The 24,216-nt window shown below is 60.4% G+C and carries 22 protein-coding genes and 3 pseudogenes; 6 read left to right on the top strand and 19 right to left on the bottom strand.

Going from position 1 to position 24,216, the window contains the following annotated elements; translation table 11 throughout:
* Window positions 1-292 precede the first annotated feature (292 nt).
* Together CO655_RS30960 and CO655_RS30965 are read left to right on the top strand one after the other, a co-directional pair.
* On the top strand, window positions 293-934 hold the full coding sequence (locus CO655_RS30960) for a peroxiredoxin-like family protein (protein ID WP_097667801.1): 642 nt from the start codon (window positions 293-295) through the stop codon (window positions 932-934).
* A gap of 104 nt (window positions 935-1,038) precedes the next feature.
* A complete protein-coding gene (locus CO655_RS30965; RefSeq protein WP_097667802.1) occupies window positions 1,039-3,336 on the top strand; it encodes a PBP1A family penicillin-binding protein in 2,298 nt (765 codons plus the stop codon).
* 44 nt (window positions 3,337-3,380) lie between these two features.
* On the opposite strand, the gene CO655_RS30970 is transcribed toward CO655_RS30965, so the two are convergent.
* On the bottom strand, window positions 3,381-4,247 hold the full coding sequence (locus CO655_RS30970) for a LysR family transcriptional regulator (RefSeq protein ID WP_176539342.1): 867 nt from the start codon (window positions 4,245-4,247) through the stop codon (window positions 3,381-3,383).
* A 70-nt stretch (window positions 4,248-4,317) separates the two neighbouring features.
* On the opposite strand from CO655_RS30970, the gene CO655_RS30975 reads away from it, so the two are divergent.
* Both CO655_RS30975 and CO655_RS30980 read left to right on the top strand, forming a co-directional pair.
* A complete protein-coding gene (locus tag CO655_RS30975) occupies window positions 4,318-5,289 on the top strand; it encodes a quinone oxidoreductase (RefSeq protein WP_097667804.1) in 972 nt (323 codons plus the stop codon).
* Window positions 5,290-5,530: 241 nt separating this feature from the next.
* The gene (locus CO655_RS30980) at window positions 5,531-6,484 is read left to right on the top strand and encodes an NmrA/HSCARG family protein (RefSeq protein ID WP_097667805.1); all 954 of its coding nucleotides are present in this window, start codon (window positions 5,531-5,533) and stop codon (window positions 6,482-6,484) included.
* A 4-nt stretch (window positions 6,485-6,488) separates the two neighbouring features.
* Here CO655_RS30980 and CO655_RS30985 read toward each other — a convergent pair whose 3' ends face one another.
* The gene (locus CO655_RS30985; protein ID WP_097667806.1) at window positions 6,489-7,409 is read right to left on the bottom strand and encodes a LysR family transcriptional regulator; all 921 of its coding nucleotides are present in this window, start codon (window positions 7,407-7,409) and stop codon (window positions 6,489-6,491) included.
* Window positions 7,410-7,512: 103 nt separating this feature from the next.
* Window positions 7,513-8,550 carry a LacI family DNA-binding transcriptional regulator gene (locus tag CO655_RS30990; RefSeq protein WP_097608213.1) on the bottom strand — a complete coding sequence of 346 codons (1,038 nt, stop codon included), beginning with the start codon at window positions 8,548-8,550 and terminating at the stop codon, window positions 7,513-7,515.
* A gap of 501 nt (window positions 8,551-9,051) precedes the next feature.
* Here CO655_RS30990 and CO655_RS30995 point away from each other — a divergent pair.
* Both CO655_RS30995 and CO655_RS31000 read left to right on the top strand, forming a co-directional pair.
* Window positions 9,052-10,554, top strand: coding sequence for a DegQ family serine endoprotease (locus tag CO655_RS30995; RefSeq protein WP_097667807.1), 1,503 nt, complete (start codon window positions 9,052-9,054; stop codon window positions 10,552-10,554).
* Window positions 10,555-11,040: 486 nt separating this feature from the next.
* Window positions 11,041-11,241, top strand: a complete 201-nt coding sequence (locus CO655_RS31000; protein ID WP_010028409.1) for a hypothetical protein — start codon at window positions 11,041-11,043, stop codon at window positions 11,239-11,241.
* A 314-nt stretch (window positions 11,242-11,555) separates the two neighbouring features.
* Here CO655_RS31000 and CO655_RS31005 read toward each other — a convergent pair whose 3' ends face one another.
* The 16 genes and pseudogenes from CO655_RS31005 to CO655_RS34080 form a co-directional block, all read right to left on the bottom strand.
* Entirely contained in the window at window positions 11,556-11,741 is a 186-nt protein-coding gene (locus CO655_RS31005; protein ID WP_004669502.1) for a hypothetical protein, read from the bottom strand.
* 147 nt (window positions 11,742-11,888) lie between these two features.
* Window positions 11,889-12,165, bottom strand: a pseudogene (locus CO655_RS34075) (DUF1515 domain-containing protein); the annotation flags it as partial.
* A complete protein-coding gene (locus CO655_RS31010; protein WP_245423981.1) occupies window positions 12,164-12,598 on the bottom strand; it encodes a hypothetical protein in 435 nt (144 codons plus the stop codon). The gene CO655_RS31010 and the pseudogene CO655_RS34075, both read right to left, overlap by 2 nt.
* Window positions 12,599-12,851: 253 nt before the next feature.
* Window positions 12,852-13,280, bottom strand: a complete 429-nt coding sequence (locus CO655_RS31015) for a DUF1515 domain-containing protein (RefSeq protein WP_097667809.1) — start codon at window positions 13,278-13,280, stop codon at window positions 12,852-12,854.
* A 12-nt stretch (window positions 13,281-13,292) separates the two neighbouring features.
* Entirely contained in the window at window positions 13,293-15,149 is a 1,857-nt protein-coding gene (locus CO655_RS31020; protein ID WP_097667810.1) for a hypothetical protein, read from the bottom strand.
* Window positions 15,146-15,373: a hypothetical protein gene (locus CO655_RS31025; protein ID WP_039623124.1), complete on the bottom strand. Its 228-nt coding sequence runs from the start codon at window positions 15,371-15,373 to the stop codon at window positions 15,146-15,148. Before CO655_RS31025 ends, CO655_RS31020 begins: the two co-directional genes overlap by 4 nt.
* Window positions 15,374-15,377: 4 nt before the next feature.
* Window positions 15,378-15,740 carry a hypothetical protein gene (locus tag CO655_RS31030; RefSeq protein WP_097667811.1) on the bottom strand — a complete coding sequence of 121 codons (363 nt, stop codon included), beginning with the start codon at window positions 15,738-15,740 and terminating at the stop codon, window positions 15,378-15,380.
* Window positions 15,740-16,204 (bottom strand): lysozyme, encoded by a 465-nt coding sequence (locus CO655_RS31035; RefSeq protein WP_097667812.1) that lies wholly within the window; start codon window positions 16,202-16,204, stop codon window positions 15,740-15,742. The genes CO655_RS31030 and CO655_RS31035 overlap by 1 nt, the downstream gene beginning before the upstream one ends.
* Window positions 16,179-16,433, bottom strand: a complete 255-nt coding sequence (locus CO655_RS31040; RefSeq protein WP_097667813.1) for a hypothetical protein — start codon at window positions 16,431-16,433, stop codon at window positions 16,179-16,181. Before CO655_RS31040 ends, CO655_RS31035 begins: the two co-directional genes overlap by 26 nt.
* A 434-nt stretch (window positions 16,434-16,867) precedes the next feature.
* Window positions 16,868-18,013 (bottom strand): acyltransferase, encoded by a 1,146-nt coding sequence (locus tag CO655_RS31045; RefSeq protein ID WP_097667814.1) that lies wholly within the window; start codon window positions 18,011-18,013, stop codon window positions 16,868-16,870.
* Between the two features lie 338 nt (window positions 18,014-18,351).
* Entirely contained in the window at window positions 18,352-19,020 is a 669-nt protein-coding gene (locus CO655_RS31050; protein ID WP_097667815.1) for a methyltransferase type 11, read from the bottom strand.
* Between the two features lie 219 nt (window positions 19,021-19,239).
* Window positions 19,240-19,698: pseudogene (locus CO655_RS31055) on the bottom strand (hypothetical protein); the annotation flags it as partial.
* 94 nt (window positions 19,699-19,792) lie between these two features.
* A complete protein-coding gene (locus CO655_RS31060; protein WP_097667816.1) occupies window positions 19,793-20,506 on the bottom strand; it encodes a TIGR04325 family methyltransferase in 714 nt (237 codons plus the stop codon).
* 483 nt (window positions 20,507-20,989) lie between these two features.
* The gene (locus CO655_RS31065; protein WP_097667817.1) at window positions 20,990-21,349 is read right to left on the bottom strand and encodes a hypothetical protein; all 360 of its coding nucleotides are present in this window, start codon (window positions 21,347-21,349) and stop codon (window positions 20,990-20,992) included.
* 2 nt (window positions 21,350-21,351) lie between these two features.
* Window positions 21,352-22,683 (bottom strand): hypothetical protein, encoded by a 1,332-nt coding sequence (locus CO655_RS31070; protein ID WP_097667818.1) that lies wholly within the window; start codon window positions 22,681-22,683, stop codon window positions 21,352-21,354.
* Window positions 22,684-22,810: 127 nt separating this feature from the next.
* Window positions 22,811-24,216, bottom strand: a pseudogene (locus CO655_RS34080) (hypothetical protein); the annotation flags it as partial.

Raw genomic sequence — 24,216 nt, forward strand, 5'->3', positions numbered from 1 at the left:
CCAAACATTCACAGGCTCTCAGGATGAGGGCTGATCGCGGTGCCGTGTGGCTGGTCACTCCGCTCATTTTTCTGTGCCGGCCTCTACGGCCGACAAAATCAGAGTTTGCAGAAAACGGGCTTTTTCGGTCCACGATTGGCTGTTTACGCTTGCCCGCGGGCCAATGTGGGACCATTCTTAGATCGGATCCTGGCGATGCGGTAAGCGAGAGGTCAGGCCTTGCAACGCTCAATCTCGACCTCGAAGCACGTGGCGCCTTTTCTCGACTGATCCCCGAGCGAGGAGGTTGTCCATGTCCACGCTCTCTGTCGACCATCCGCTACAGCCGGGCGACCGGGTCCCGAACGTTGTGCTTGATGCGATCTCGCGTGAGGGGAAGATCGCCCTTGATGATTTTCGCGGCCGCAGCCCATTGCTGATCGGTTTGTTTCGAGGCCTGCATTGCCCGTTCTGCCGGCGCCATGTCGCGGCCATGGCATATCTCAACCCGATGCTGCGTGAGAAAGGCGTCCAATCCCTGGCTGTTGTAAACACCCCGGTCGAACGCGCGCGGCTTTATTTCCGGTACCATCCGATACCCGATCTTCTCGCTGCTTCCGACCCGGTACGGGCTTCGCACCAAGCCTTCGGCTTGCGCGAGGTCGGGATCGACGCGGTCATGGCGATACGGATCGATCTTCCGGGCGAGTTGCCCGAGCCCATGAACCCGATGGCAATGGACGAATTTATTAACAAGAAGGAAGGATATCAAATTACGGAAGCCGATCAGCAGATGATGAGGGCCGACCACGGGCAGCTTGTCGGTCAGTTCCTCATCGACCGGGAGGGCATCGTGCGCTGGAGCTTCACTGAAGTTCTGGAGGCTGGGCTTCAGACATACAAGGCACCGAATTCCCAGGAATTGATCTCGGTCGCTTCCCAAGTCGCCCTTTGAGCCGTCAATGTCATAGGAGCAGTCCGTCGAGGCCTTTTGCGGTAGAACACGCGGCAGCACCCGGCTATAAAGCTCATGCTGCGTGGCCTTTTTAGCGGTAACCGATGCCCAACTCTCCCGAATCCTCAGGTGAAAGCGTTAGCAGTTCGAGCTCGGGTCGCGATCAGAACCTGGATTCGGCAGCGCAAGCGGCCGCCTCGGATTCGCCAGGAACCGCCCAAGTCGACGACGCGCAGCCGTCCCATGGATCCTTCGACCAGACCAGGCAGGCCGCCAGAACTCTGTTGCGTGCGATACGCCAGGATGTGCAGGCAAGTTCTGCCTTGGCAAAGATCAAAACGACCGCAATGGTTTGGGGGACGAAGCTCCGGAGGTCGACGCGGCCTGGAATAGCGTCGGCGCCCCACAAATGGATGACGACAGCCTTGGTCAAAGCCGGGCGCGGTATTCGCGATTGGCGTTCAAAGCCGCGTGAAGGTCGACGGAGCGCATCGCTCATTGCGGGCTGGCGGAAATTCGCTCTCGGGTCGATCCTTCTTGTCTGCCTCCTCGTCGGAAGCGTGCTGGTGTGGGCCCTGAAAGACGTGCCCTGGAGCGAAATCCGGGATGGCACGTTAAAGCCGGTCGTCGTGCTGGAGACTGCGGACGGTGCGCCGCTGGTCAGACAGGGGCCTTATCAAGGGCCGTATGCCCGATACGAGCAGTTTCCGCCCTATCTGATCGATGCCGTCCTTTCGATCGAGGATCGCCGGTTCATGGATCATTTCGGCGTCGACCCGAGGGGCATCGGGCGGGCGCTTCTGCGCAACCTCGAGGCTGGCTCGGTGGTGGAAGGCGGCAGCACGATCACCCAGCAGCTCATCAAGCTGCAATATCTCGACAGCGACCGAACCATAAAACGAAAGATCCAGGAAGTCGTCATCGCGTTCTGGCTGGAGTGGAAGCTCGGCAAGGCGGAAATCCTGACGCGCTATCTCAACAGCGTCTATCTTGGCGCCGGCGCCACCGGCATGCCTGCCGCCGCGCGCATCTATTTCAACAAGGACATCGGCGCCCTCAACCTGCCGGAGTCGGCGATGCTGGCGGGATTGCTGCGGGCGCCGAGCCAATGGAATCCCATCGACAATTTCGAAGGCGCCCGGCAGCGCACGATGGTCGTTCTCGACGCCATGGCGGCCAATGGCAAGATCACCGCGCCGCAGGCGGCGGAGGCCAAGACGAGCTTTACCAGGTTGCACCCAACGACGCCCACGCCGCGCTCCGGAAGCTGGTTTGCCGACTGGATTTCGCCGCAGGCAAGCGAAATCGCCGGCGCCTCGCCAGGTTCGACTTCGGTGCGCACCACGCTGGTGCCGCAGCTGCAGCAGATCGCCGAACGGGTCGTGAAAAGAGCCCTGGACAGTGAGGGAAAGACGGTCGGCGCATCGCAGGCCGCCTTGGTTGCGATGACGCCGGACGGCGCGGTCGTTGCGATGGTTGGGGGGCGCGACTACAAGGCGAGCCAGTTCAACCGCGCCGTCACGGCGATGCGCCAGCCGGGTTCCACCTTCAAGCTGTTTGTCTATTACGCAGCATTGAAGGCCGGGCTCACTCTGTCCGACCGGGTTCTGGACGCGCCAATCGACATCAACGGCTGGTCGCCGGACAATTCCGGCGGCGACTTTCGCGGTTGGGTAACGCTTGCCGAAGCCTTCGCGCGATCGCTCAATGCCGCGTCGGTGGCGCTTGCCGAAGAGGTCGGTGTGGACAATGTGATTGCCGCAGCGCGCGAACTCGGCATCGATGCGCCCCTGGCCAACACGCCGTCATTGGCACTTGGCACCTCCGAAGTAAATCTGCTTAACCTCACCAGCGCCTATGCGTCCGTCCAACTCGGCAAGGCCCCTGTCAAGCCCTGGGGCATCATCGACTTCCAGGCGGCCGGGCAGCCCACGACGTTTCGCGTTGGCCAACAATCAAAGCCGACTGTCGATCTTTCACCCTACCAGTCCGATCTTCTCGGCCTTCTGCAGTTGGTGGTCGAGCACGGCACTGGACGCGGCGCAGATCCCGGCACCTTTGCGGCCGGTAAGACCGGCACGAGCCAGGACAATCGTGATGCCTGGTTCGTCGGCTTCACGGACGCGCTCGTCGTCGGTGTCTGGGTCGGCAATGATGATGACGCGCCGATGAAGGGGGTGACGGGCGGCAGCCTGCCGGCGCATATCTGGCGGGACTTCATGCGCGAAGCGGCGAGCGAACGGACGCTGAACGGCGTGCGATCGAGCGAAGCAGTGGTCGACGGTCAAGGCGCCCCGCAGTCCTGCAACATCACCGCCTGTTCGCGCAGTTACCGCTCCTTCCGCCCATCCGATTGTACCTATCAGCCCTATTCCGGCAGCCGGCGGCTTTGCGAAAAGTGATGTGGCTTCAAAGCGCCGACCACGCTTGCCCGGCGTGCCGCGCGCTACTCCTCCAGAACGTTCTTCAGCGCATCGATGACGACGCGAATGGAGGGGACGTCTTTGATATCCGAATGAACAACCAGCCAGACCTCTCTCGTCAAAGGACGTTCCGTCTCAACGCGCCGGAGACCACTGGACTCCAGGACGACGAAATCGGGCAGCATGACGACACCTGCGCCAAAACTTGCGGCTGCGGCCTGAAACTCCAGAACGGACGACCTCACCGCGATCGGCCGGCCGGCGGCCAGCTCGATCAGCCGCGACTGTTGGGGTGAGGCATTCATGGTGTCGTCGTAGCCGATGAAGGTCCAGTCCTGCGGTGGAACGGTTTCAAGGTAGGTTTTTGATGCGTAAAGATGAAAGCTTGTCTCGCCGAGCTTGACGATCGAGTAATCGCCGTCCTCGGGACGCGACATCCGCACGGCGATGTCGGCCTCTCGTCTGTTCAGCGAGGCGAGGCGCTTTTCTCCGACAAGCGTGACCTCAACGCCGGGATGGTTGCGCCTGACGGCCGCGATCGGCTTTGCCAGCAGCACGCTCGAGAGTGCCGGGGGAGCGCTGATCCTGACGTGACCGCGCAATTCCGTGGTGCTGCTGCGACCAAGCTGCTCGATGGCTGCTGTCTGAACCGCGACGAGAGCTGCGTGCCTGGCAACCTGCTCTCCGTCCTGGGTCAAACTGATGCGCCGTCCGCGCCGGTCGACGAGCTTGCGACCCAGGCTGCCTTCGAGCGACGAAATCCGCCGGCTTATCGTGGCGTGTTCGACGCCGAGCTGCTTTGCGGCGCCAAGCAGCGTTCCCGACCGGGCGAGCGCCAGGAAATGCCGAAGATCGTCCCAGTCGATATTTGTGAATTCTCTCCCAATCATTGTGAAACAATAGGGAATTTCCACACATCACGCTACCGCTTAATCTCCTGGCATAAAGGAGAGCACGACGATGACCGACCAAATCGTATGGCTGAACGCCCCCGGCGACGTCACCCAGTTCCATGTCGAACAGCACCATTGTGAGCCTCCCGGTGACGGCGAGATCAAAATTCGTCATGAGGCGATCGGGACCAACTTTCTGGACGTCTATCACCGCAAGGGCCTCTATCCGTTGCCGTCCTACCCCTCGGTGATCGGCGCCGAGGCGGCGGGCATCGTCGAGGATGTCGGCGCCGGCGTCTCCATGTTCAGAAAGGGTGACCGCGTCGCCTATGCCGGGCCTCCGGTTGGCGCCTATCGCTCCGCGCGGAATATTGCCGCTGAAAGGGCGATCAAGCTTCCGGATGCCATTTCAGCAAGAACGGCAGCAGGTTCGCTCCTCAAGGGCATGACGGCCTACATGCTGTTGAAAAAGATTTATGATGTGCGTGGGGGAATGCAGGTTCTGATTCATGCTGCCGCGGGCGGGCTCGGCAGCATCCTCGTTCGTTGGGCCAAATCGCTCGATGCCACGGTGATCGGGACGGTCGGTTCTTCCGCGAAGGCTGCGCTCGCCGCATCATGTGGAGCGGATCACCTTATCATTGGACGAGACGCCGATATCGTCGCGGAAGTGAAGCGGCTCACGAACGGGCTAGGCGTAAACGTCGCCTATGACGGTATAGGCTGCGACACGCTCCTCAAAACCATACGCTCTGTCCGGCCATTCGGCATGGCTGTCACCATCGGCCAGGCCGCCGGTGCCATTCCGCCTGTGCCTGTCGAGGAGCTTCGCCCGGGCAAGGCCCTCTGCCATCCGAGCATCATGGCCTGGTGTGCTGACATCGGACAGTATCGCGAGGCAGCACTCGCTGCAGTCGGCGCGATGGAAACAGGAATCGTTTCGCAAATCGCTGCCGAATACCGTTTGGCCGATGTTGCCAAGGCGCACGAAGAGATGGAATCGGGACGCTCGGCGGGCAGTATCCTGCTGATACCCTGAGTGTTTATAGAAGCGGCGCCGGCAGAGCTTTTGGTTCGCTGGCGCTTCCCGGCCATCCGGCGCGGTTTCCGTACATTTATCCGGAAACCGGCATTATGTTATGCATTATGCCTATCTACAGCCGTAGTCCCTGTTGAGCTAAAGGTGCCTGCCATGGGCCATCGGCATCGGCCGACCGCCCTCCGGCATTTAGACGCCCGGCTATCCAGCCGGCAGCCAATGACAGGGAAGGACGAAAGCCATGTCGACAGACAACAAGCCGCTGATCGCGGTTGCGGGTGCAACGAGCAAACAGGGGCGCAGCGTCGTTGCGACACTTCTTGAAAGCCAGCGCTTCCGCGTCCGTGCTTTCACACGCAGACAGGATTCGCCGGAAGCCTTGCGTCTGAAAAAACTCGGAGCCGAGATTGCCACCGTGCCTCTCGAACTCGGCCGTCAGAAGGATCTCGTTGCTGCCTTCAAGGGCGCGGATGGCGCGTTTGTGATGACGCCGCCGATCGCCCCGCCGGAGACGATCGAGGCGCCTCTCGGTCGGCAGTTGGCGGATGCGGCCGTGCAGGCCGGCGTCGGGCACATTGTGTTCAGCACGCTCGAGAATGTCGACAAGATCACCGGTGGGACGAAATACGCCCCGCACTTCACCGATAAGGCCAGCGTTGCAGATCACATTCGCGGCCTGCCGGTCTCGCATTCCTTCATCATGCTGGCATTCTTCTACACCAATCTTCTCGAATATTATGCGCCGCGCATGGAAGGCGACACCCTGCTGTTGCCGATCTATCTTCCTGAAGATTTCGCCGCACCTTTTGTCGATCCGCTGACGGCGACCGGGCCTGTTGTCCTCGAGATCTTCTCAAACCCCGAGCGCTATAACGGCAAAACGCTGCCGGTCGTCGGCGATATCATTTCTCCGCGGCAGATGGTCGAAACCTTTCAACGCGTGACCGGCCGCAAGGCCGAGTATCGAAATGCTTTCACCAGAGAGGGGCTGCTGACCTATTTTCCGGAGTTCGCCGCCAACGAATTTCTCGTTCGAGAGATTCTCGGGATGGTCGAATACGCTGTCGAGTACGGCTATTTCGGCAAGGAACACGATCTCGAATGGAGCCGTCGCCTGAACCCCGAGACGCTCAGCTGGGAGCAATTTCTGCGGACGTCGGGGTGGCGCGGCGACAAGCTCTCTTTCGGCGGTTGAAGCCTTACGATGGCCGGATGCCCGGCAGCTTGGCAATCTCGGCGGCAAGAAAGTCGACGAGGAGGCGAACGCGGGCAATGGCTGCACGCTCGGGAACAATCAGCAAGCTCACCGGAACCGGCAAAGGCCGATAGTCTTCGAGCACCACCTCGAGCCGGCCATCGTCCAGAAGATCGTGCACCAACCAAAGATGGGTAGGGCCAATGCCGCGTCCGGCGGCAAGGGCTTCGCGCGCCGCAAGCCCGTGGTCGACGCGCAGCCGGCCGCCGACCGGAATGATCAGCCTGGTGCCGTGGGGAGCGGAAAGAAGGAGCTGATTGCTGCCTGCGACGTTGGACATCACGACGGTTTCGTAGCGTGACAGATCGGCCGGACGCTCCGGCCGTCCCCGGGCGGACAAATAAGCCGGAGCGCCGACCAACAGCCGCTGGCTCTCTCCGATCGCATGAAGCTTCATTGAGCTGTCGGCGAGCGGTCCAAGACGGAGCGCCACATCAACGCCTTCGCGAACCAGGTCGATCCGCTCGTCGGTCAGGTTGAGGTCGATGCGGATATCGGGATGCCTGTCCTGGAAGGCAAAGATCATTCGCGTGACATGCATGACGCCGAGTGCTGCCGTACAGGAAAGGCGAACGGCGCCGGCGGGGGCCTGACGTGCATCTCTGGCTTCTTCGGCAGCCTGTTCCACCAAGCGCAATATCTGAAGGCAGTTGGCATAATAGCGACTGCCTTCTTCCGTCAGGGTGACGCGACGCGTGGTGCGGCTGAGGAGGGCCACGCCGACGGCCTCCTCAAGCTCTTTGAGGTGCCGCGTCACGGTGGATTGGCCGACGCCCAGCTCCTTTGCGACCATCGACAGGTTGCCGCGCTCGGCGACGCGAACAAAGGTGCGCATCCTGTCGAAAGACAGTCCCGCCTTATCCATTTTTCAGCACAGTGATCGTCATTACGTCCATATACGGAATAATCCTGATCGTGCCTAGCAGCAAGGCGCGGCTCCGCCTCTGTTGTCGCGGTGCCTTAGGAGTTTAGCGCGTCGAGCCGCGCGCGATGATCGAAAAGCCGCAATCGACCTTCTCTTCGTCAAGCGGCTCGTCGCGGATGGCGCGCAGCAGCATGTCGGCGACGCGGTAGCCGATGTCCTGGCGCGGGATGTACACCGTCGTCAGCGACGGCTCGATGAAGGCGGAGAATTCCAGATCGTTGAAGCCGCAGATGCCGACGTCCTCCGGCACGCGGATGCCGCGCGCCTTGCATTCGATGAGGACGCCGAGCGCCAGTTCGTCGCTCTGGGCAAAGACGGCATCGACATCGGGCACGCGCTCGAGCACGCGGGCAAACAGCTCCCTGCCGAGGCCGATCCGGCTTGGCGCATCGCCGCCGATGACGAGATCTTCCTGGTACAGCCCGGCTTCCCGCATCACATCCTCATAACCCTGGATGCGCCGGCGCGAGCGGACATCGGCGCCGCGGCCGAAGAAGGAGATCCTCTTGTAGCCCCTCGATAACAGGAAACGGGTGGGTTCGGCGCCTGCCGTATAATGATCGAGGCCGACGACCAGCTTCTGCGGCTCCTGGCTGAGATCGGTGATATGGGCGATGGGACAGTTAGCGTTTTCGATCAGCGGCAGAAGATCGCGGTAGGATTCGGCGCCGGCGATGATGACGCCGGCCGGCTTCTGCGTCAGGAAGGATTTCAACAGGCCGGCCTCGCCCTCGGCATGATGCAGCGTATTGGAATATTGCACGGTGAGATCGGTGTCGCGGAAACGATCCTCGATACCGACCATCAAGCCGGTAAAGCCGTATTGGTGCAAGGCGGGCGTGATGACGGCGACGATGCCGTTGTGGCGGCCGGCCAGCGCCCGGGCGGCGAGATTGGGAATATAGCCCATCTCCTCGACCACGCGCAGGATCTCCTCGCGCAGATCCTCGGAGACGATTTCGGGATTGCGCAGCGCGCGCGAGATCGTGATCGGGCTGACGCCCACCTTCTTCGCCACATCGCTGAGCTTCACAGGCGCACCGCGCCTGGGCTTCCTCCCCCGCTCCACCGACTTGCTCATCGCTCCCCGTCTGCCGCTGCGGGACTCGGCGATTCTCCGCCCTTACTTTCTGCAGAAGAAATAATTTAGAGTCTACTAACATCGTATGATGACGCCATATTCCGCGCAGGCGGCGGAATCGTCAGCTGCCAATAGGCCTATTGTTTTCGATGGAAATCCGAGCGGAAGCGACGATGCCGGAGAGAACCAGCCGGCATTTGCCGATGCGCCGCAGCCGCCTTGAGCCGCGGCCGGAATCGAAGGTTAAACCCAAGTCAAACCTTACAAATCGGCAATATAAACATGATCGATATTTAATTTGTGAATCGGCTCGACGGGATCATATCAATAGGCGAGCGCGAATTCTTCCATTCGCCCGGCCGCCGCCTCCCGACGACTGCGCGTATCCCCAAGAGGAATTGGCGCCATACGCCATCCGACGCCAGGTCCCATGAGAGGGAACCACGACGCCATCAAAAGCCAATATTCTTCCAAGGGGCGATCGCCCACGGGATTACCGCCATGTCACCTATCCTCCGCCAACACCGCACCGCCGCGCTCGTCGGAGCCGCCATCATCGCCGGCGCGGCCTGCCTGCCTTTTGCGATCAACACGTCCAAGGCTTTTGCCGCGCCTTCGGATACCGGCGGCATTCTCGCCGCAGGCGGCTCGTTCGCCGCGATCGTCGAGGCCGACAAGCCGGCCGTCGTCACCATCACCACGACGATGAGGACGACCGATGTCAGCGCCGATCAGCAATCGCCAATGGACGAGCAGTTCCGCCAGTTCTTCGAGGATCAGGGCATCCCCCTGCCCCGGCAGGCGCCGCGCAATCAGCCCTCGCAGCATGCGATGGCGCTCGGCTCCGGCTTCATCATCAGCCCCGACGGCGTCATCGTCACCAACAACCATGTCATCGACAATGCCCTCGACATCAAGGTGACGCTCGACGACGGCAGCGAACTGCCGGCCAAGCTGATCGGAACCGACCCGAAATCCGATGTCGCCGTCCTGAAGATCGCCGCCGGCAAGCCGCTGCAGACCATCGCCTGGGGTGATTCCGACCGGCTGAAGCTCGGCGACCAGATCCTGGCGATCGGCAATCCCTTCGGCATCGGCACCACGGTGACGGCCGGCATCGTCTCGGCGCGCGGCCGCGACCTGCACAGCGGACCCTATGACGATTTCATCCAGATCGACGCACCGATCAACCACGGCAACTCAGGCGGCCCGCTCGTCGACCGCGAGGGCAAGGTGGTCGGCATCAACACCGCCATCTATTCGCCGAACGGCGGCAGCGTCGGCGTCGGTTTCGCCATTCCCTCCGATGAGGCCACGGCGATCGTCGCCAAGCTTGAGAAGAACGGCTCGATCGATCACGGCTATCTCGGCGTGCAGATCCAGCCGGTCACCAAGGACGTCGCCGATGCCGTCGGCCTCGACAAGACCGGCGGCGCGCTGGTCGCCGCCGTTTCCGCCGATACCCCGGCCGCAGAGGCCGGCCTGAAACCCGGCGATATCGTCACCTCGGTCGGCGGCGAGGCCGTCAAGACGCCGAAGGACCTGTCGCGGCTCGTCGCCGATCTTTCGCCGGGCACGCGGGAATCGCTCGCTGTCTGGCGCGACGGCAAGACGATCGATCTCAACGTCACCGTCGGCGCCAATGCCGACGGCCAGAAGCAGGCCGCGGCGACAAGCCCGGAAGCGCAGGGCCAGGCCTCCGGCCAGCCGAGCCTCGGCATCGGCCTTGCCGACCTGACGCCCGATGTGCGCCAGCAGCTCGACCTGCCGCGCTCGGTCAGCGGCGCCGTGGTCGCCAGCGTCAAGCCGGACAAGTCGGCGGCCGCCGCAGGCATCCAGTCGGGCGACGTCATCGTCGCGGTCAACGACCGGCCGGTGCACAATGCCCGCGATGTCAAGGCCGCGATCGCCGAAGCCGGCAAGGCCGGCCGCAAATCGGTGCTGCTGCTCGTCGAGCGCGACGGCAACAAGACCTTCGTCGCCGTGCCATTTGCCGCGGCCTGAAGCGGCCGCGTCCGGCAGTAAAACCTTCGTCGCCGTGCCCTTTGCCGCGGCCTGAGACGGCTGCGCGTTGCGACATCCGAAATTGGAGATGGGAAGCCCGTGAAGACGGGCTTTTCCTTGTCTCCGTCCCGCTCCGGCACAAGGCTGCGGCCTGCGGGCCATTCCTGCCGCTGCGCATGGTAAATTCCGAGACTTCCGGCGAATATCCGGCGAGACCGGCGGTTTTTCGTGCCGGAAAGCGACAGGGAAACAAGAGGTTGCGCCATTGCCTGACAGGCGGGCGGAAACTGGCCAGCTGCCGCCGGACGAATTAACCCTACCGGCTTACCTTAATATCAGCATCAGCTTGAATGCGTGCCGCCCTATGCCATCGTATTTTCACGATTACTAATTGTCCGGGATGGCTCACCGGACCCGCAGCCCGCCTTTCCAGGAAAGATCGGCTTCATGCATCAAGGGCGTAACATTTCAAACGGAGGGTATGCCATGAGCAATGTCGTGGAATTTCGTGCCAAATGCCCGCATGTCAAAACTCTGTCCGACTGCCGCGAGGCGCTTGAACCGCATGTGATGAAGATTGTCGCCGAGGCCGTCGGCTGGGGCTTTCCGCCGGCGGAAGCGGCCATGGTGGTCGCCGATATTGCCGATGATTACATTCTGATGCTGTCGCGCGAGCTGCGGCATTAAACGGCGCGCGGGCGACCGCACGCCACCTCAGCCAGGAATGACTGTGTCAGTGGGCCGCGCAGCGCCTGCAGGGGTAGCAGGGGTACACAGGAGACGAAAACCTGCCACGCGGCCCTGCGATCAAAACACTGGCTCGTGCCGGAAGTTCCCGGCGGAGATACTTGAACGGCGGAGTATTTCCTAACTTATTTCTCGATTCGGAAATATTCCGTTACCGATAGTCGCGCGTCCCGAGTAAAACTTCGTCGCACAATCTATCCAGGCCGCCTTTTCTGCTTCCGCCTTCGGAAATCAGACAGCTCGGCCGCATGCATTCACCGCCATTTCGGCTGGCGCGGCGGCGCATTGGCCTGGATCTCATGCAACGGCGCGTGAGAGCCGAGCAGCTTCTTCAGCTTCTTCTCCTCCGCCGGCCCAATCCCAAACTTGCGGCAATGCTCTGCAACATCATGCTCCCGGGGACCGGGAATGCGAACTTGGCGATTGTTCATGCTCTTCATGTCTGTTTCCTCCTGAGAGGGATAACAAACAGGCGCCGGTTTGGTTCGTTAGCAAAGTCTAAAATTTAGGGATCTTATCTAGTCCGTGATGGCGCCAATATATCAGGCGGAGTTTGCCTGGAATTGCTGTCGATCGGCGCCCCCACGTCAACTGATCTTCAACCAATGCCTGAGCGCGGCCACCGCCCCGTCGCTGGCATAGGCGATGATGCCGCCGGTCGTCAGCCCGGCAAAGGCGATCAGCCCTGAAATCCCGTAACCGATCGATTTCATCCGTTTCCACTCCTCGAGCGCCGGTCCGACCGTCTCCTGGTTCTTCTCGACGGTTTCCCTGAGCGTCCTGAACTCGGCGCGGACCTGCGCGTTCCACTCCGCCTGTGATTGCCACTCTCGTATCGAGCTGGGCGATCTGCCACCTGGCCTCAATCGCCAACACTGTTTTTCGCACTGGATTGGCCGGCAAACAGCGCCCAGATTCCGAGACTTAGTCCAGCTACTGCAGGAACGCCCATGAGAACTCCAATATAGACTGCGATTGGAAAGTCATGAATTCCGATAAATAATTCCTGCCCAGCGCACTTATCAGCCATGTATCCTATGAAATGTTCACACTTCCCGGCGTCGGGGAATAAAAAGAAAAGCCCGTCAACAACAAGCAGGACACTCAGGCAGATGCCCATGCCGCGAAACTCTTTCACGCCGGGACGCCTGAGAGACAGCTCCGGTTTCGTTTTTTGAACGGACCACAGGAACTTGCCAAGCAGGAAGCACGCACCCGTTCCGAGAAGTTGGGCTATAATCAGAGCAAGTGTCTGGTCGATGGCGGGCCTCACGACTTGGGCAGTGAGTGCTGCCATGAATGCCACCAGCCCCAGTACTGAAACTACTGAAGCCCACGTAACTCCATCACGTGTTACAACTGCACGGTAAAGACCGTAAGACGCCCAAGCAGTCATGGCTATAGGAATGGGACCGATGGGCCAAGGGAACGAGAGATCAGGCATGCCCTGACTATGCCTGATCAAATGGGTTACTCAACCTCAAAGTCAGTTATACACAAACAGGACCCTACGTTCGTCGTAGCAATTGGTTAGGCCGGGCAAAGCGCGACTAGTTGATCTTCAGCCAATGCCGCAACGCCGCCACCGCGCCATCGCTGGCATAGGCGACAATCCCGCCGGTCGTCAGCCCGGCAAAGGCGATCAGGCCTGAAATCCCGTAGCCGATCGATTTCATCCGCTTCCACTCCTCGAGCGCCGGGCCGACCGTCTCCTGGTTCTTCTCGACGGTTTCCTTGAGCGTCCTGAACTCGGCGCGGATCTGCGCATCGGCGCCGCCGCTGATCGCCACTCTCGTATCGAGATGGGCGATCTGCCTTGTCTGCTCGTCGAGGCGCTTGTGGATCACCGCGCTGAAATCATGGGCATTGGCCTTTTCGTCGCTCATCTCCTGGCGCAGCAGCGCGACGTTTTCCTCGATCCCGGTCAGCCTTCCCTCCACGCGCCCGAGCGCGCGCAGGATGTCGTCATTCGATGTCATATCGGCACCCTGTTAGGAGTTGAATTTCAGTTTTTCGGATTGCGGAATGCCGTCGGCGATGCGGTCGATCATGATGGCCTGCGGATGAATGAAGGACACCGGCGAGAGCTCTCCGACCGACGGCGCCGGCCGCACCACCGAGCCGACCGGCAGGATGGCGGCGCTCGCCCCCTGATAGGTGATGACGTTGCCGGCGATGCTGCCGACGACCTGGGTGCTCAAGCGGGCGACGCCATCCGGACCCGCATATATGTGCAGCGTCTGCTCCGGCCTGAAGAGGCTGGCATCGGCGACGACGATCGTGTTGTAGGTGGTAACGCCGTCCGTTCCGGCCTGCGCGGTCAACGTCGTGCTCGGAAGCTCCAGCATGCCGGGCCAGACGCCGCCTCTGGACGGCGAGACCCACGCGCCATAGGTGTCGATCGCCGCGTCGCAGCAGGCCGATGTCTGCGCCATGATATCATCGTGCAGCCGCCATTTGCCCGAAGCGTCCGTGCCGTCCGAGGGCCAGGTGTTGTTGGCGCCATAGACCTGATATTCGGCCCGCAAGCCGAGATCGCTGCAGGTAATGGATCCGGTTGCCGGCGACGTGCCGCCGGCGAACTCGTAGGTGAAGCTATTCGCACCAGTGACGGTGATCACATAGTTCCCATTGTAGGCCGTCGGCGTTGCGTTTGAAATACTGACGCTCTGCCCCGTCACAAGACCGTTGAGGCCGCTTGCGATGGTCGCCGTGGCGACGGTGCCAACGGATGTGAGCGTAACGTTGCGCGTGATGGTCGTGCGGCCGAGCGGCGGGAAGGCCACGATCCTGACGCCGGCATACTCCGTGCGCAGGCGCCCGACCAGGCCGCGGTAATTGGTGTTGAACCAGGTGCTGTAGGATGTCGAGGTATCGTTCTGCCCCATCTGGTTGGCGATGACGGTGAAGGGCAGCTTGTTGCCGTTGAACGCCTTGATCTCGCGGACGATATCCCTTCGCCGGGTTGCGATGGACGACCCGGATCCGGTATATTCGCGCACCGATCCGGCGCCCGGCATGCCGATCAGGCAATGCGGAATTCGGCCGGCGCCGCCGTCCTTGTCGAGCCAGCGGCGCAACCAGCCGAGATTGCCGCGGCTGTCGGCGGCGGAGGAATATTCCTGGCGCGCCTCGCCGATGCTGTCGACGAAACCGAGGGCGACCGGCCTTCCGTCCCAATCGCCCTTGGCGACCATGAAATCGGCGCCCCAATATTGCGGCTGCGTCTGCAGGCCATAGCTCACATCGAGCGCAGCCGTGCTGTCGGCGAGCGGCGTGTCCTTGAAGGCAAGCAGCGTTGCGTGATCGCTCGCACCCCACACGCGTTCGCCGCGATGCTTCTGGATGCGATAGACCGGCCAGATCTTTTCGCCGACGGCGGTGTGATAAAACAGCCAGATTTCGATTTCGCTTTCCGGCGCGACGTCGGGAATGGTCAATTCGTCCGTCCAGGCGCCGTTCGTCTGGTCGGCAACCGTCACCGTGTTCGAGCCGGCGAAGCTGCATTGGTAGAAGATGCCGGCGACGCGGATGAACATGGCATCGGCGATGACCGAATTGCCCGGCGCGCCGATCGTGCCGGTGACGACGGTTTCCTGCGGCGCGTTTCCGCCCTCCGTCGAGGCGAAGCCGGAAAGGTGGAAGCGGAAGGTTCGCGTCTTATATTGCGGCGTGTTGACGACGATCTTGGTGCAGACATAATTCGTGCCGGCGGCGGCGGTGACGATGCCGCCCGACGGCATGCGGTTGCGGGTGGCAAAGAACATGTAGCGGTCGGGATCTCCGGCACTGCCGCCCGTCCCGCTCAGCAGCGGATTGGCAAGGGCAAGCGAAATCGCATTCATCATCGGCGTGTTCCGTATCGGCTGGTGAGGTCGTCGTAGAATTCGACTGTGCGCCCCTGGCGGGCATTGGCGCGGTCGAGCGCCTGGCGCTCGCGGGCAAGGATTGCGATCAGCGGCTCGCCTTCGCGCACGGGCGCATGCGCTTCCTGCCTTCTCAGATCGTCGGGCAGCGGCGGCAGCACGAGGCCGGCCGCCGCCCTCCCCTTGGCAACCGCCGCCTGGTTCAGGCGCTCAGTGGCGGAGCAGCCACTGACGATCAGCAGCAGTGACAGCGCAAGCGCGGTTCTTTTGCGAAAGCTCGAGTTCATAGGATCGGATCTCATTTTCCAATGTGTCTCTGGCGGCCTGCTCGGCGGCCTTGGCCGCCTCCAGGCGTTTGCGATGCTCTTCGCCGGCGCGGGCCGCCGCATCGCGCTGGCGCTCCATCTCGTCGGCCCTCGCTTCGGCGGCAGCCTTCTCGGCCAGCACGACATAACCGGCGCGCGCCTGGCGCGCCGCGGAGGGATAGCCGATCGCAACGGCATAGAGGTGATAGAGAAGCAGCCCGGCGGCGATGCCGGCGCCCATCTTCAGCGTATCGAGGAGGCCGAACATCAGACGCCCTCCAGGCAGAAGGCGCGTTCCTTCTGCCTGCGGCGCGTCAGGCCGGGAAAGGTGATGCCGGCGGCGCGGTTCCACTTCAGCAGCGCCTCGCAACCCTCGGCCGTCCTGCCCTGATTGATGAGCCGGACCGCGCTCGAACCGCAGGCCGCCTTGACGCCGACATTGTAGGCAAACGAGGTCAGCGCCACGAAACGCGCATCCGGCAAGGGCACGCGCACACAGCTTTCGATGCCGCGCGCATAGGTCTGAAGCTCCAGCGCCAGCAGCGCCTTGCACTGCTCCACCGTCCTGCGATCCCCGGGCTTCACCCCATTGGTGCTGCCATAACAGATCGTCCAGGGCTGCCCCCCGGACGCCGGATCCGGATAGGCATTCTGCCGCAGCCCCTCGAAACTGCCGACGAGTGCCACGGCCATGGCGGCCGCAGCGCTACCCTTCTGAAGGCGGTTTGCCATTCAGTTCTCCTGAGATTTGCTGTTGAAAGACGATACGGGCGACGATCGCCGCCGCGGTGAGGAGGCCCGATGCCACCGACATGGCGAGCTGAATGTAAAGGTTGCGGGGCATCCAGGCGGCGGCGGCGAAATTGGTGACGGGCTCGAGGACGATGAAGATGAGCGCGAGCGCCATGAATCGAATTGACCAGGCGCGTTTAAGCACCTCGCGCCAGTTATGAACGAGCATGGGGTGGGTCCGGGATTGTGGGAGCGTCGTGGGCGGCCAATTCGGCCTAACTGAAGGGCGTTGTGCAGGCTTCGGCCGACGTCCGCGTTATTCGCCCGGCGGGGCGATTGCGCTGGCGCTGAACGGCAGAAGCCCTTCGAGCCCCTTGTCGACAAACACGTGCGATATCAGATCGCGCAATGATCGCTGTAACGCGACAAGCCTTGTTGCCGCGGGCATCGTGGACTGGACATAGGTGCCTGGGAAACCAACGTCGTTGGCTAATTGGTTAGGGCTCCAGAACCACGAGAGCAGCGAGTGCTGTCGGCCACTCAGACCAGGAACGCCTCGGCACCTCGCGCCAATGATGAACGAACGTGGGTGATTCCAGGTTCTGGGTTGGAAACGACGACGGTCGCCAAAGCGAGCCCATGGTCAGGTCATGTCGATCTCGCTCAGAGACTCGGGACCACGCGATCCCGCAGTTGGAATATCGGCTTCTCAATGTATCGATAAGAAAGTGCGGCAACCGCGATAGTTATCGGTGCAAAGACGCAAAACTCAACCGGCCCGTAAAGTCCGAGCTTTACGCCAAAGAGAGGCTCAAGATATCTCGGAGTGACGTAGTAGAGGAAAGTGTAGCTGACAACTAAGTGGTAGACGTATGCGCCATAGCTGCGTCGTCCTAAATATATCAGCACCGGGTTATCAAGCACTTTTGCCGCGCTATCCGCGCGTCCGTTCGCCAAGAAAAAGATCAGCGAAGCGGCGACCAAATAGACCGGCACATCGCAAGCAACCTTGCCGAGGAAACTGCTGCGGAAAGCTACGAGTCCGAGGTGATACTCGGCCCAAGCCAACAAGCAAAATCCCGTAATACCGAGAACCATCACTACCGGGAACAACCGAGAAGCCGCGACAGTCCCCCTATCTGATGACGTAATGAGCGCGACCGCGGCGCCAGCGCTTAAAGCGTCAAGGTTGCCGAGCGTCACAAGAACGTTGGCCTGTCCGAGATCTGCGAACCACGCAAAAACGCGCCACCCGATAGCAAGAGCAATCGACCCGACCAAGACCGCCTTCCATGTTCTCGGCCGGAGAAAAATCACCACCGGCGCCCAGACCAAATAGAATTGCTCTTCGACAGCCAGTGACCACCATGGATATGCCGGCCCGTAGGTACCGAGATCCTCTTGCAGAAATACGTTCGAAAAGTTCTGCAGGAAGAGGATATGGTAGATCACGTCCTCTCGAACCGCGTCATTCAAGCCCATGCAGATGATGAAGGCCAGAGCAAGGTAATAGATTGGCTGGATGCGGAAGAACCGTCGGCAATAAAAGTTTACGAGCAATGCCTTGGCGCCAAGAATCTGCCGTCGCGCCGAAAGATCGATCAGAATTCTGGTGATCAGAAAACCACTGATAACGAAGAAGACGAGTAGTCCGGCACGCCCCCATTCCGCTATTTCTTGGAATGCTTCTGACGGCGCCCAATGAGCCTGAAGCACCAGGATGAGGGATATGGCGCGCAGACCATCGATCCCGCGAACCCTATCGCGAGCCCCCCCACGAACAAACTGAGATGTGACTACATTGTCCACCGGTCGCTCCATTCGTGGCAGTGGATAATTCACGAAAAGCTGACCATAGGTTATCGCCTTTACAACTGAATAATCTGCTGAGCATCAACGCATCCGCCGCTGTGCGCCGCCGCGGAAGGAATTCTTATTTCCAGTGCGGCACGCCGAAGCTGGAAAGGGCTCAAGGTGAACACCGGACCATCGGCTGCACCGACCAGGCACACCTCAGCTCCTAGCGTCTGTATTGACGAGCATGGGCAATGCCGCAGACCGCCCCCGCCTGTGCTCAAACTGAGCCGAATGAATTTAAGAGACACTGTATTCTCAACGAGCTTAGCGCCGAGCCGGTGGCGCATCTCCTATTTTGTAAGGATGTAACAGTGAAATGCACTGCTCCTGTCATTTCTTTTGCCTATGATAGTAAGAGGATCGGCAAACATTCGAAGCGCACTTACCCACTCTGCTTTGATGCTAGGCAACTTCTCAGGATCGACGCCGGCAACCATTTTCATGAGCGCTGGGAACATCGGTCGAAAACCAATATCCCATGCTTGGATTATCACTTTCGGCAGGTGCTGCGAATGGTGTGAAACCGAAAGCCCCGCTCTTGCGAAAATTTCTCGCCAATCTTCATCCGATTTCGATTGCTTGATATTGTCGCTCAGTCTGCCGCGATCAAGAAGCTCAAGCCACTTCCATCGTTCGTCTTTCGTCTCAACATAGCCAACGCTTATCTGATATGACGCTCGCATGGTGACTAGAGGGTCGAAACTCTCATCGTACGCGTCGTACACATCAGCGTTTTCATAGAATCGGTCGAGTTGTTCCGTCTTCTGGAAGGCGTCGAATTCGGCACTGAACCGACCTCCCGCTCTAATGAACGAAAACAGGCCGTCTCCGCATCCAAAGTCCAGCGATCGGCCTTCGAATTCGAAGCTTTTCATCGCCTCGATATCCAAATACCGCCAGACAGCGGTCTCCGGCCGGAGCCAAAAGACACTCAACAACTGTTCTAAAATCGAAGTCATTTGATCACCACTGCCGCACGTTTCGTCCCGCTATACGATGGAAAGCCGCCTGGTTCAACGCGGATGTGCGAGCGTCTACGTGAAGCAATCGGACCTTTTGGCCGATGAACCAATTTTCTCAGAGTGGCGTGCGTTCCCGTCCTGCCGGGCTACCCCGTGACGTCACGGCGTCGAACAGTCCGGCGCGGCGAAGCAATTTAGCCGGAATTTCAACAAGCATTATGCAGCCCTCCCACACGGGAAATAGAAACCATCGGTCCACATCCAAAAACTGCCGGCTGCGCCCGCGACTTGGCGGATCTGCCTGCTTGTATTTGTCCAGATATCGCTACAGCCGATTGCAAGTCCGTTGGCGACCTGGATGGTGCCCATGTTGCCGCCATCATTGCCGATACCCCCTGCAAGCGTTCCTTGAGCAGGGTCCGATAGCAGCGCTGCGTTGGTCGCCGCCGACGAGGTGAATTCAAATCGCAGCTTGGCCTTGACCTTCACCCCATTCGGCACTGTCAGCGCCAGGAGTGCCGAAGTCGTAGAGATAGCAACGTTGATCCCATCCTTGATCGGCGTCACGAAAGTGTATTCGCCGCGCGGATACATCAAAAATTGCCGGATGAGCGAGCTGGCATCGGTCAGCACCACGCCGATGCATTTGACGATGCTATAGCCGGTGAGAAGCGTCGCGACGAGCACCACCTCATGCCTCTGCGGGATTCTTATCGGGCACCCATATCGACCGGCTGATGGCGCGCTAAATGTTTTGCGACATGTTTGTTCAAAGCAAGCCAATTTTACGGGTCTGGATCAAAAAGCCGAGGGGTTTAGCCCCGACTGCGGCGAGCGAGCCCTCATCCAGAGCGACCAGCCAAGTCTGCTCTATCCTGCCGCACGTCTCGATGGCAGTCCGCATCTTCGACTCGCTGAACATCGCAATAGGCATCGAGCCGTTGTGAATGTGGGAAGGCACCGTTTGCACCATGAATTTGTCGTTCAGGGCCTCACGCACAGGCAATCTGGTCAAGATCACCCATTTGGCAGCAGACATTATGCGCTCGAGCCAACCGTATGCTTCGGGCAGGTATTGCAATGTTCCGCTCACGACCGCGACATCGTACTGCTGACCGTCCGGGATGTCCGTCAGATACGCAACATGACTCGATCCAATTGGCGCGCAGGCTTGCACCATGTTTGGTGTCTCGACCACGGTCCAATCCAGGCAGTCTTCAGGAAAATAATCCTTGAGGCGGAAATAATAACTGCCACTGCCGCCGCCAAAATCAAGAACAGAAATCCGCTGTTTTTGGAGCCGTTCGCGTACGATGCAAAGGGCTGAATGCACTTGCTGGAACCGCCCGTCGATTTCCACCGGATTTGTTCCGGCAATCATCGCCGCAAGCCGCGTGGCGGCTGCAGTGCCCGCGTTCGGGTCGTCGTAGCCAACGGCATTGCGGGCCGCTTCCTCGAAGGAAGTATAATCTCCGCTGAACATTGAACCCGGTTGTACCGGCTCCGCTCGGTTATGCCCACTCCCGAGTTTCCGAACGGTACTCCACACTATGGGCGGGGTAAGCGCCTTCAAAACTGATCGCAAGGTCACGCCGAGCACCCCTTCTTCCTCGATGCAGATTTGACCAGATTCTTCTCAAACCGCGCTTTGTCACCGTCGCATTCGAGACGTTTCGCGACGTCGAAGCTGTCCGGGTTAATACGTTTTAGACTGGACTTTTTGCTCTGATTCGGCACGGCCAGAACCTCCTAGGGGTATTTCATTTTCTGCGACGACTCCGATGAAAGGGGCCTGATATTGCTCCAATTTCTGCGGAGGCGTAGCTCTGTTCTCAGCGAAGTCTCGGATGAAATTTCGAATGATGATCAGGGGATGTATGCGCCTCAAGGTTCAAGCTCTCTTAATGATGACGCATCAATAGATAGAATGGGTGTTAGTTGCCAATATGTTTTAGCTGCCCGGCCGTCATATTTTCGACGCCGCCTCGAAGAACGCATCGATCTGCGAACCGGAAAATCCCATGGCAGCGAACCCGGCCAACATCATCGGACTTTCCTTGACGAAGATCCCGGAATACTCATACGCGATCTGAACGTCTCGGGGCTGTTGAGCCAACCACACGTCAACGGCGTCGATCAACCCAGACGCAAGGAGGTGGAGCTTGAACTGTCGGGCGGAAACAAAAGAGACCGAAGCCTTCGGGTGAAGGAATGCCTGCACCTCTTCGGCTAGGTCATCGATCGCCTCGGGTGCGATTTCCTGTCTGCCGGCGAACACGCCTTTGATTGCGCCATTTTCGTCGCGCATCACGTAAACCAAAGTCATGATCAAGCTCCATTCAGGCGCGGCACGGTATAGTCGTTAAAGCCGCTTGACCGCAATGTGTACGACACACTACCAACCGTCGTGATGGCGTAAAACGTTACAATCCCCGTTGACCGCGATCGGCTGCGAGCAGATACGCGGCCCGCTTGTGCGGTGTTGCCCGCATTGACGTTGAAGACTGCAACAGGAGATGTGACAGCATCAGCGCCCGCGCCAAGCTCGCCGGATGAATTTGCCGCAGAATTAACCGCGAGTATCCAATAAATTTCACTAGAAATCCCAGCTGGAACGCCAACTGGCTGTATATCTGTGGCAGCAATGCCTGATCCGTTGTATTCCTGCACGGGGGAAGTAATTCTATATTCGTTACCATCTTGAACATACTGTCGAATTGCATTTCCAGACGTTGTCAATACGACGTTTACGCGACCAACAACTTCCCAATCTGCAAGATTTGCCACTGAAACGAGAGCCGAGACAGATTGCAGACTTGCAACCCAGTCACCAACGCCTGTTGTCAGGTTGCGCACAGAGTGAACAAAATAGGTTTTACTCGCCTGCATGACGCCAATGTCAAGGAACCCGCCGCTATTGCCGGCCGTGAAGGTGTTGGACAGGGATTTTGTCAGCGCGGAAGCATAGACGACATTCTTGGAATTGAAGAACACCTCGCCGGTTTTTATCTGAATAGAAGTGCTGGATACATAGACGGTCTCACACCCGACGACGTTGTTGATCTCCGATTTAGCCTGGATCTTGGCAATCAGCTTATCCGTGAAGAACGCTGTCCCACTGCAGACGATGAAGGTAGAATACCCGTTCGGAATGACAAGCGTGGCCGCGCCGTCGATCGTCTCCGACCCGTTCGGGTCAATCGTCACGTCGCCGCCATCGGCAATGATGCAATAGTGCCAGTTTGCGCCGAGCGTCGCCGCCGCGGACAGGGTGAGCGTGGCGGCTGCGGTGAAGCGGTGGACGGCGTTGTCGTCGGAGGCAAGCGCGGTGTAATCGCCTGACTTCGCCGCATAGACCGAGGCTTTATCGAAAACGATGTCGACGCCGTTCTGGGTAAAACCCAGCACTCCGCCGCCCTTGAGATAGAGACCGGTCTGCGGGTTCGAGGCGAAGCCGACGCCCGGCGCCGAAACCGTGCCGCTTGCGGCCTTGAGCGGCGCGGCCATCGGCGCCGAGCCGTCGCGCGGCAGCGAGTTGGTGATTTCGTTGCCGAGATCGGTGGTCAGCGCGTTCCATGGCGCCGGATCGATGACCTGGCCGACGGAGGGTGTTGTTCCGGCGGGCTTGGAATAGACGCCGGTTGATGGGTTTCTGGGCATTTATCTTAGCTCCGAAAGGAAAAAAGCCCCGCGATTGCGAGGCCATTGGGACGTCCTGCTATTGGTCTGCCGCCTCCGCGGTGCCGACCGGGCTTTCTCGCATTGCTGCCTCTGAACTTCGATCAGGCTACCACAGGCCGCTTTGCCCTCGGGCCAGGAGTGCACGCACGAGGGCGGCCCCCTGCCCTTCGCGGGTCTGGTTCATCGTCTGCCGCGGATTGCGAGAGTCCGGCTTCGGCGTCGGAATGGACGGGTCGTCAGGCAGAGCGGAGGGATCGGCGGCGCCGTCCGTCTGGTACTGCGGCAGAAAGCTCTTCGCTCTCGCGAGCCGGTCTGCCACCTCCTGGTTCCCTGGCTCATCGTAGCCAGAAAATTGCCAGGCTCTGTTCATCAGGCGTTGCGCCTCCTCGAGCGATTGAGCGGCATTCAGTCTGGCGATCAGGCGGGGGTCCTCCTGGAGGAAGAACTCGGCCTGTGTCTGCGGACTGATCGCCCCCGGCTTTTCGCCTTTGGCGGCAGCGAAGTCGAAAAGTGCCTGCAGGCGGAAATTGCGCCACGACATGATGGCGCCTGATGTGCCCGGCTTTCCGCTCTTGCTCCGGTCGGACCAGGAGCCATTGGCTCTCTTGGCCGAGAACTGGCTTTCGGACTGGCCCGTCGAGGCGATGGCCGCCAGACCGTAAGGGTTGGTCACCTTGATGATCGATCCATCCCGCTGCTTATAGCCGTTCTTCACCGTATCCATGAAGCCGTTGAAGACATCGACGTCAACGGGTTGCTGGCTGGGAGTGCCCCTTGTCGTCTGCCGGTCGCTGCGGTTGGGTCTCGGTGTCGGAACGGGCACGTTGCCGGGCGGGGCGAAGGGGCCGTTGGCGGGCGGAGCGAAGGGATCGCCGCCGGGCTGAGCGGGCGAGATCGCCGGCTGCTGGCGGCGTTCGTCCGTCGTCATCTGCGAATCGGGATATTCCGGCCTCGGCGTCGGAATGGGCACGTTGGTCGGCGTAGCATGTGCGGCGGCCTGTGCCGCGATCGCCGCTTCAATCATGCTGTCGGGATAAAGAGCGCCCGATGTCCCCTGCTCCTGCGTGATGAGGGCGCGAACGAACTTCTTTGCCATGACCGGGTCGTCCAGGCGGATATCGTCGTCAGGACCGATGCCCATGGATCGCGCGATGTTGGCAGCCGCCGTAAAAGAGTCGGGCGTCCATCCCTTTTTTCCAGCGATGATCTGGTTCGGCGTCAGCATGCCTTCTCGATACTTCTTCATGATCTGCCAGACATTGTGCTCCATGCCCGCTTCCGGTGTGGCATAGACGACTTGCGGATCGCCCTGGTCGGTGTTCTCGGAAGGGCCGATGATCCCTGGCCTACGCTGCCCAACGTACTTTAGATTCGTGGGATTGTTGTTGCGCATGCCGGCCGGCAGCTCGGCGCGACGAGCGGGATCGGACAGAATGGTTTTAAGCTCGCCGCCGTCATTGGCGGATCCGGCAGCCCCGCCGCCGGCAGCCGGCGCCGCGGGCTGTTGGCGGC

This window comes from Rhizobium sp. M1 (assembly GCF_002531805.1).
Lineage (GTDB): Bacteria > Pseudomonadota > Alphaproteobacteria > Rhizobiales > Rhizobiaceae > Rhizobium > Rhizobium etli_C.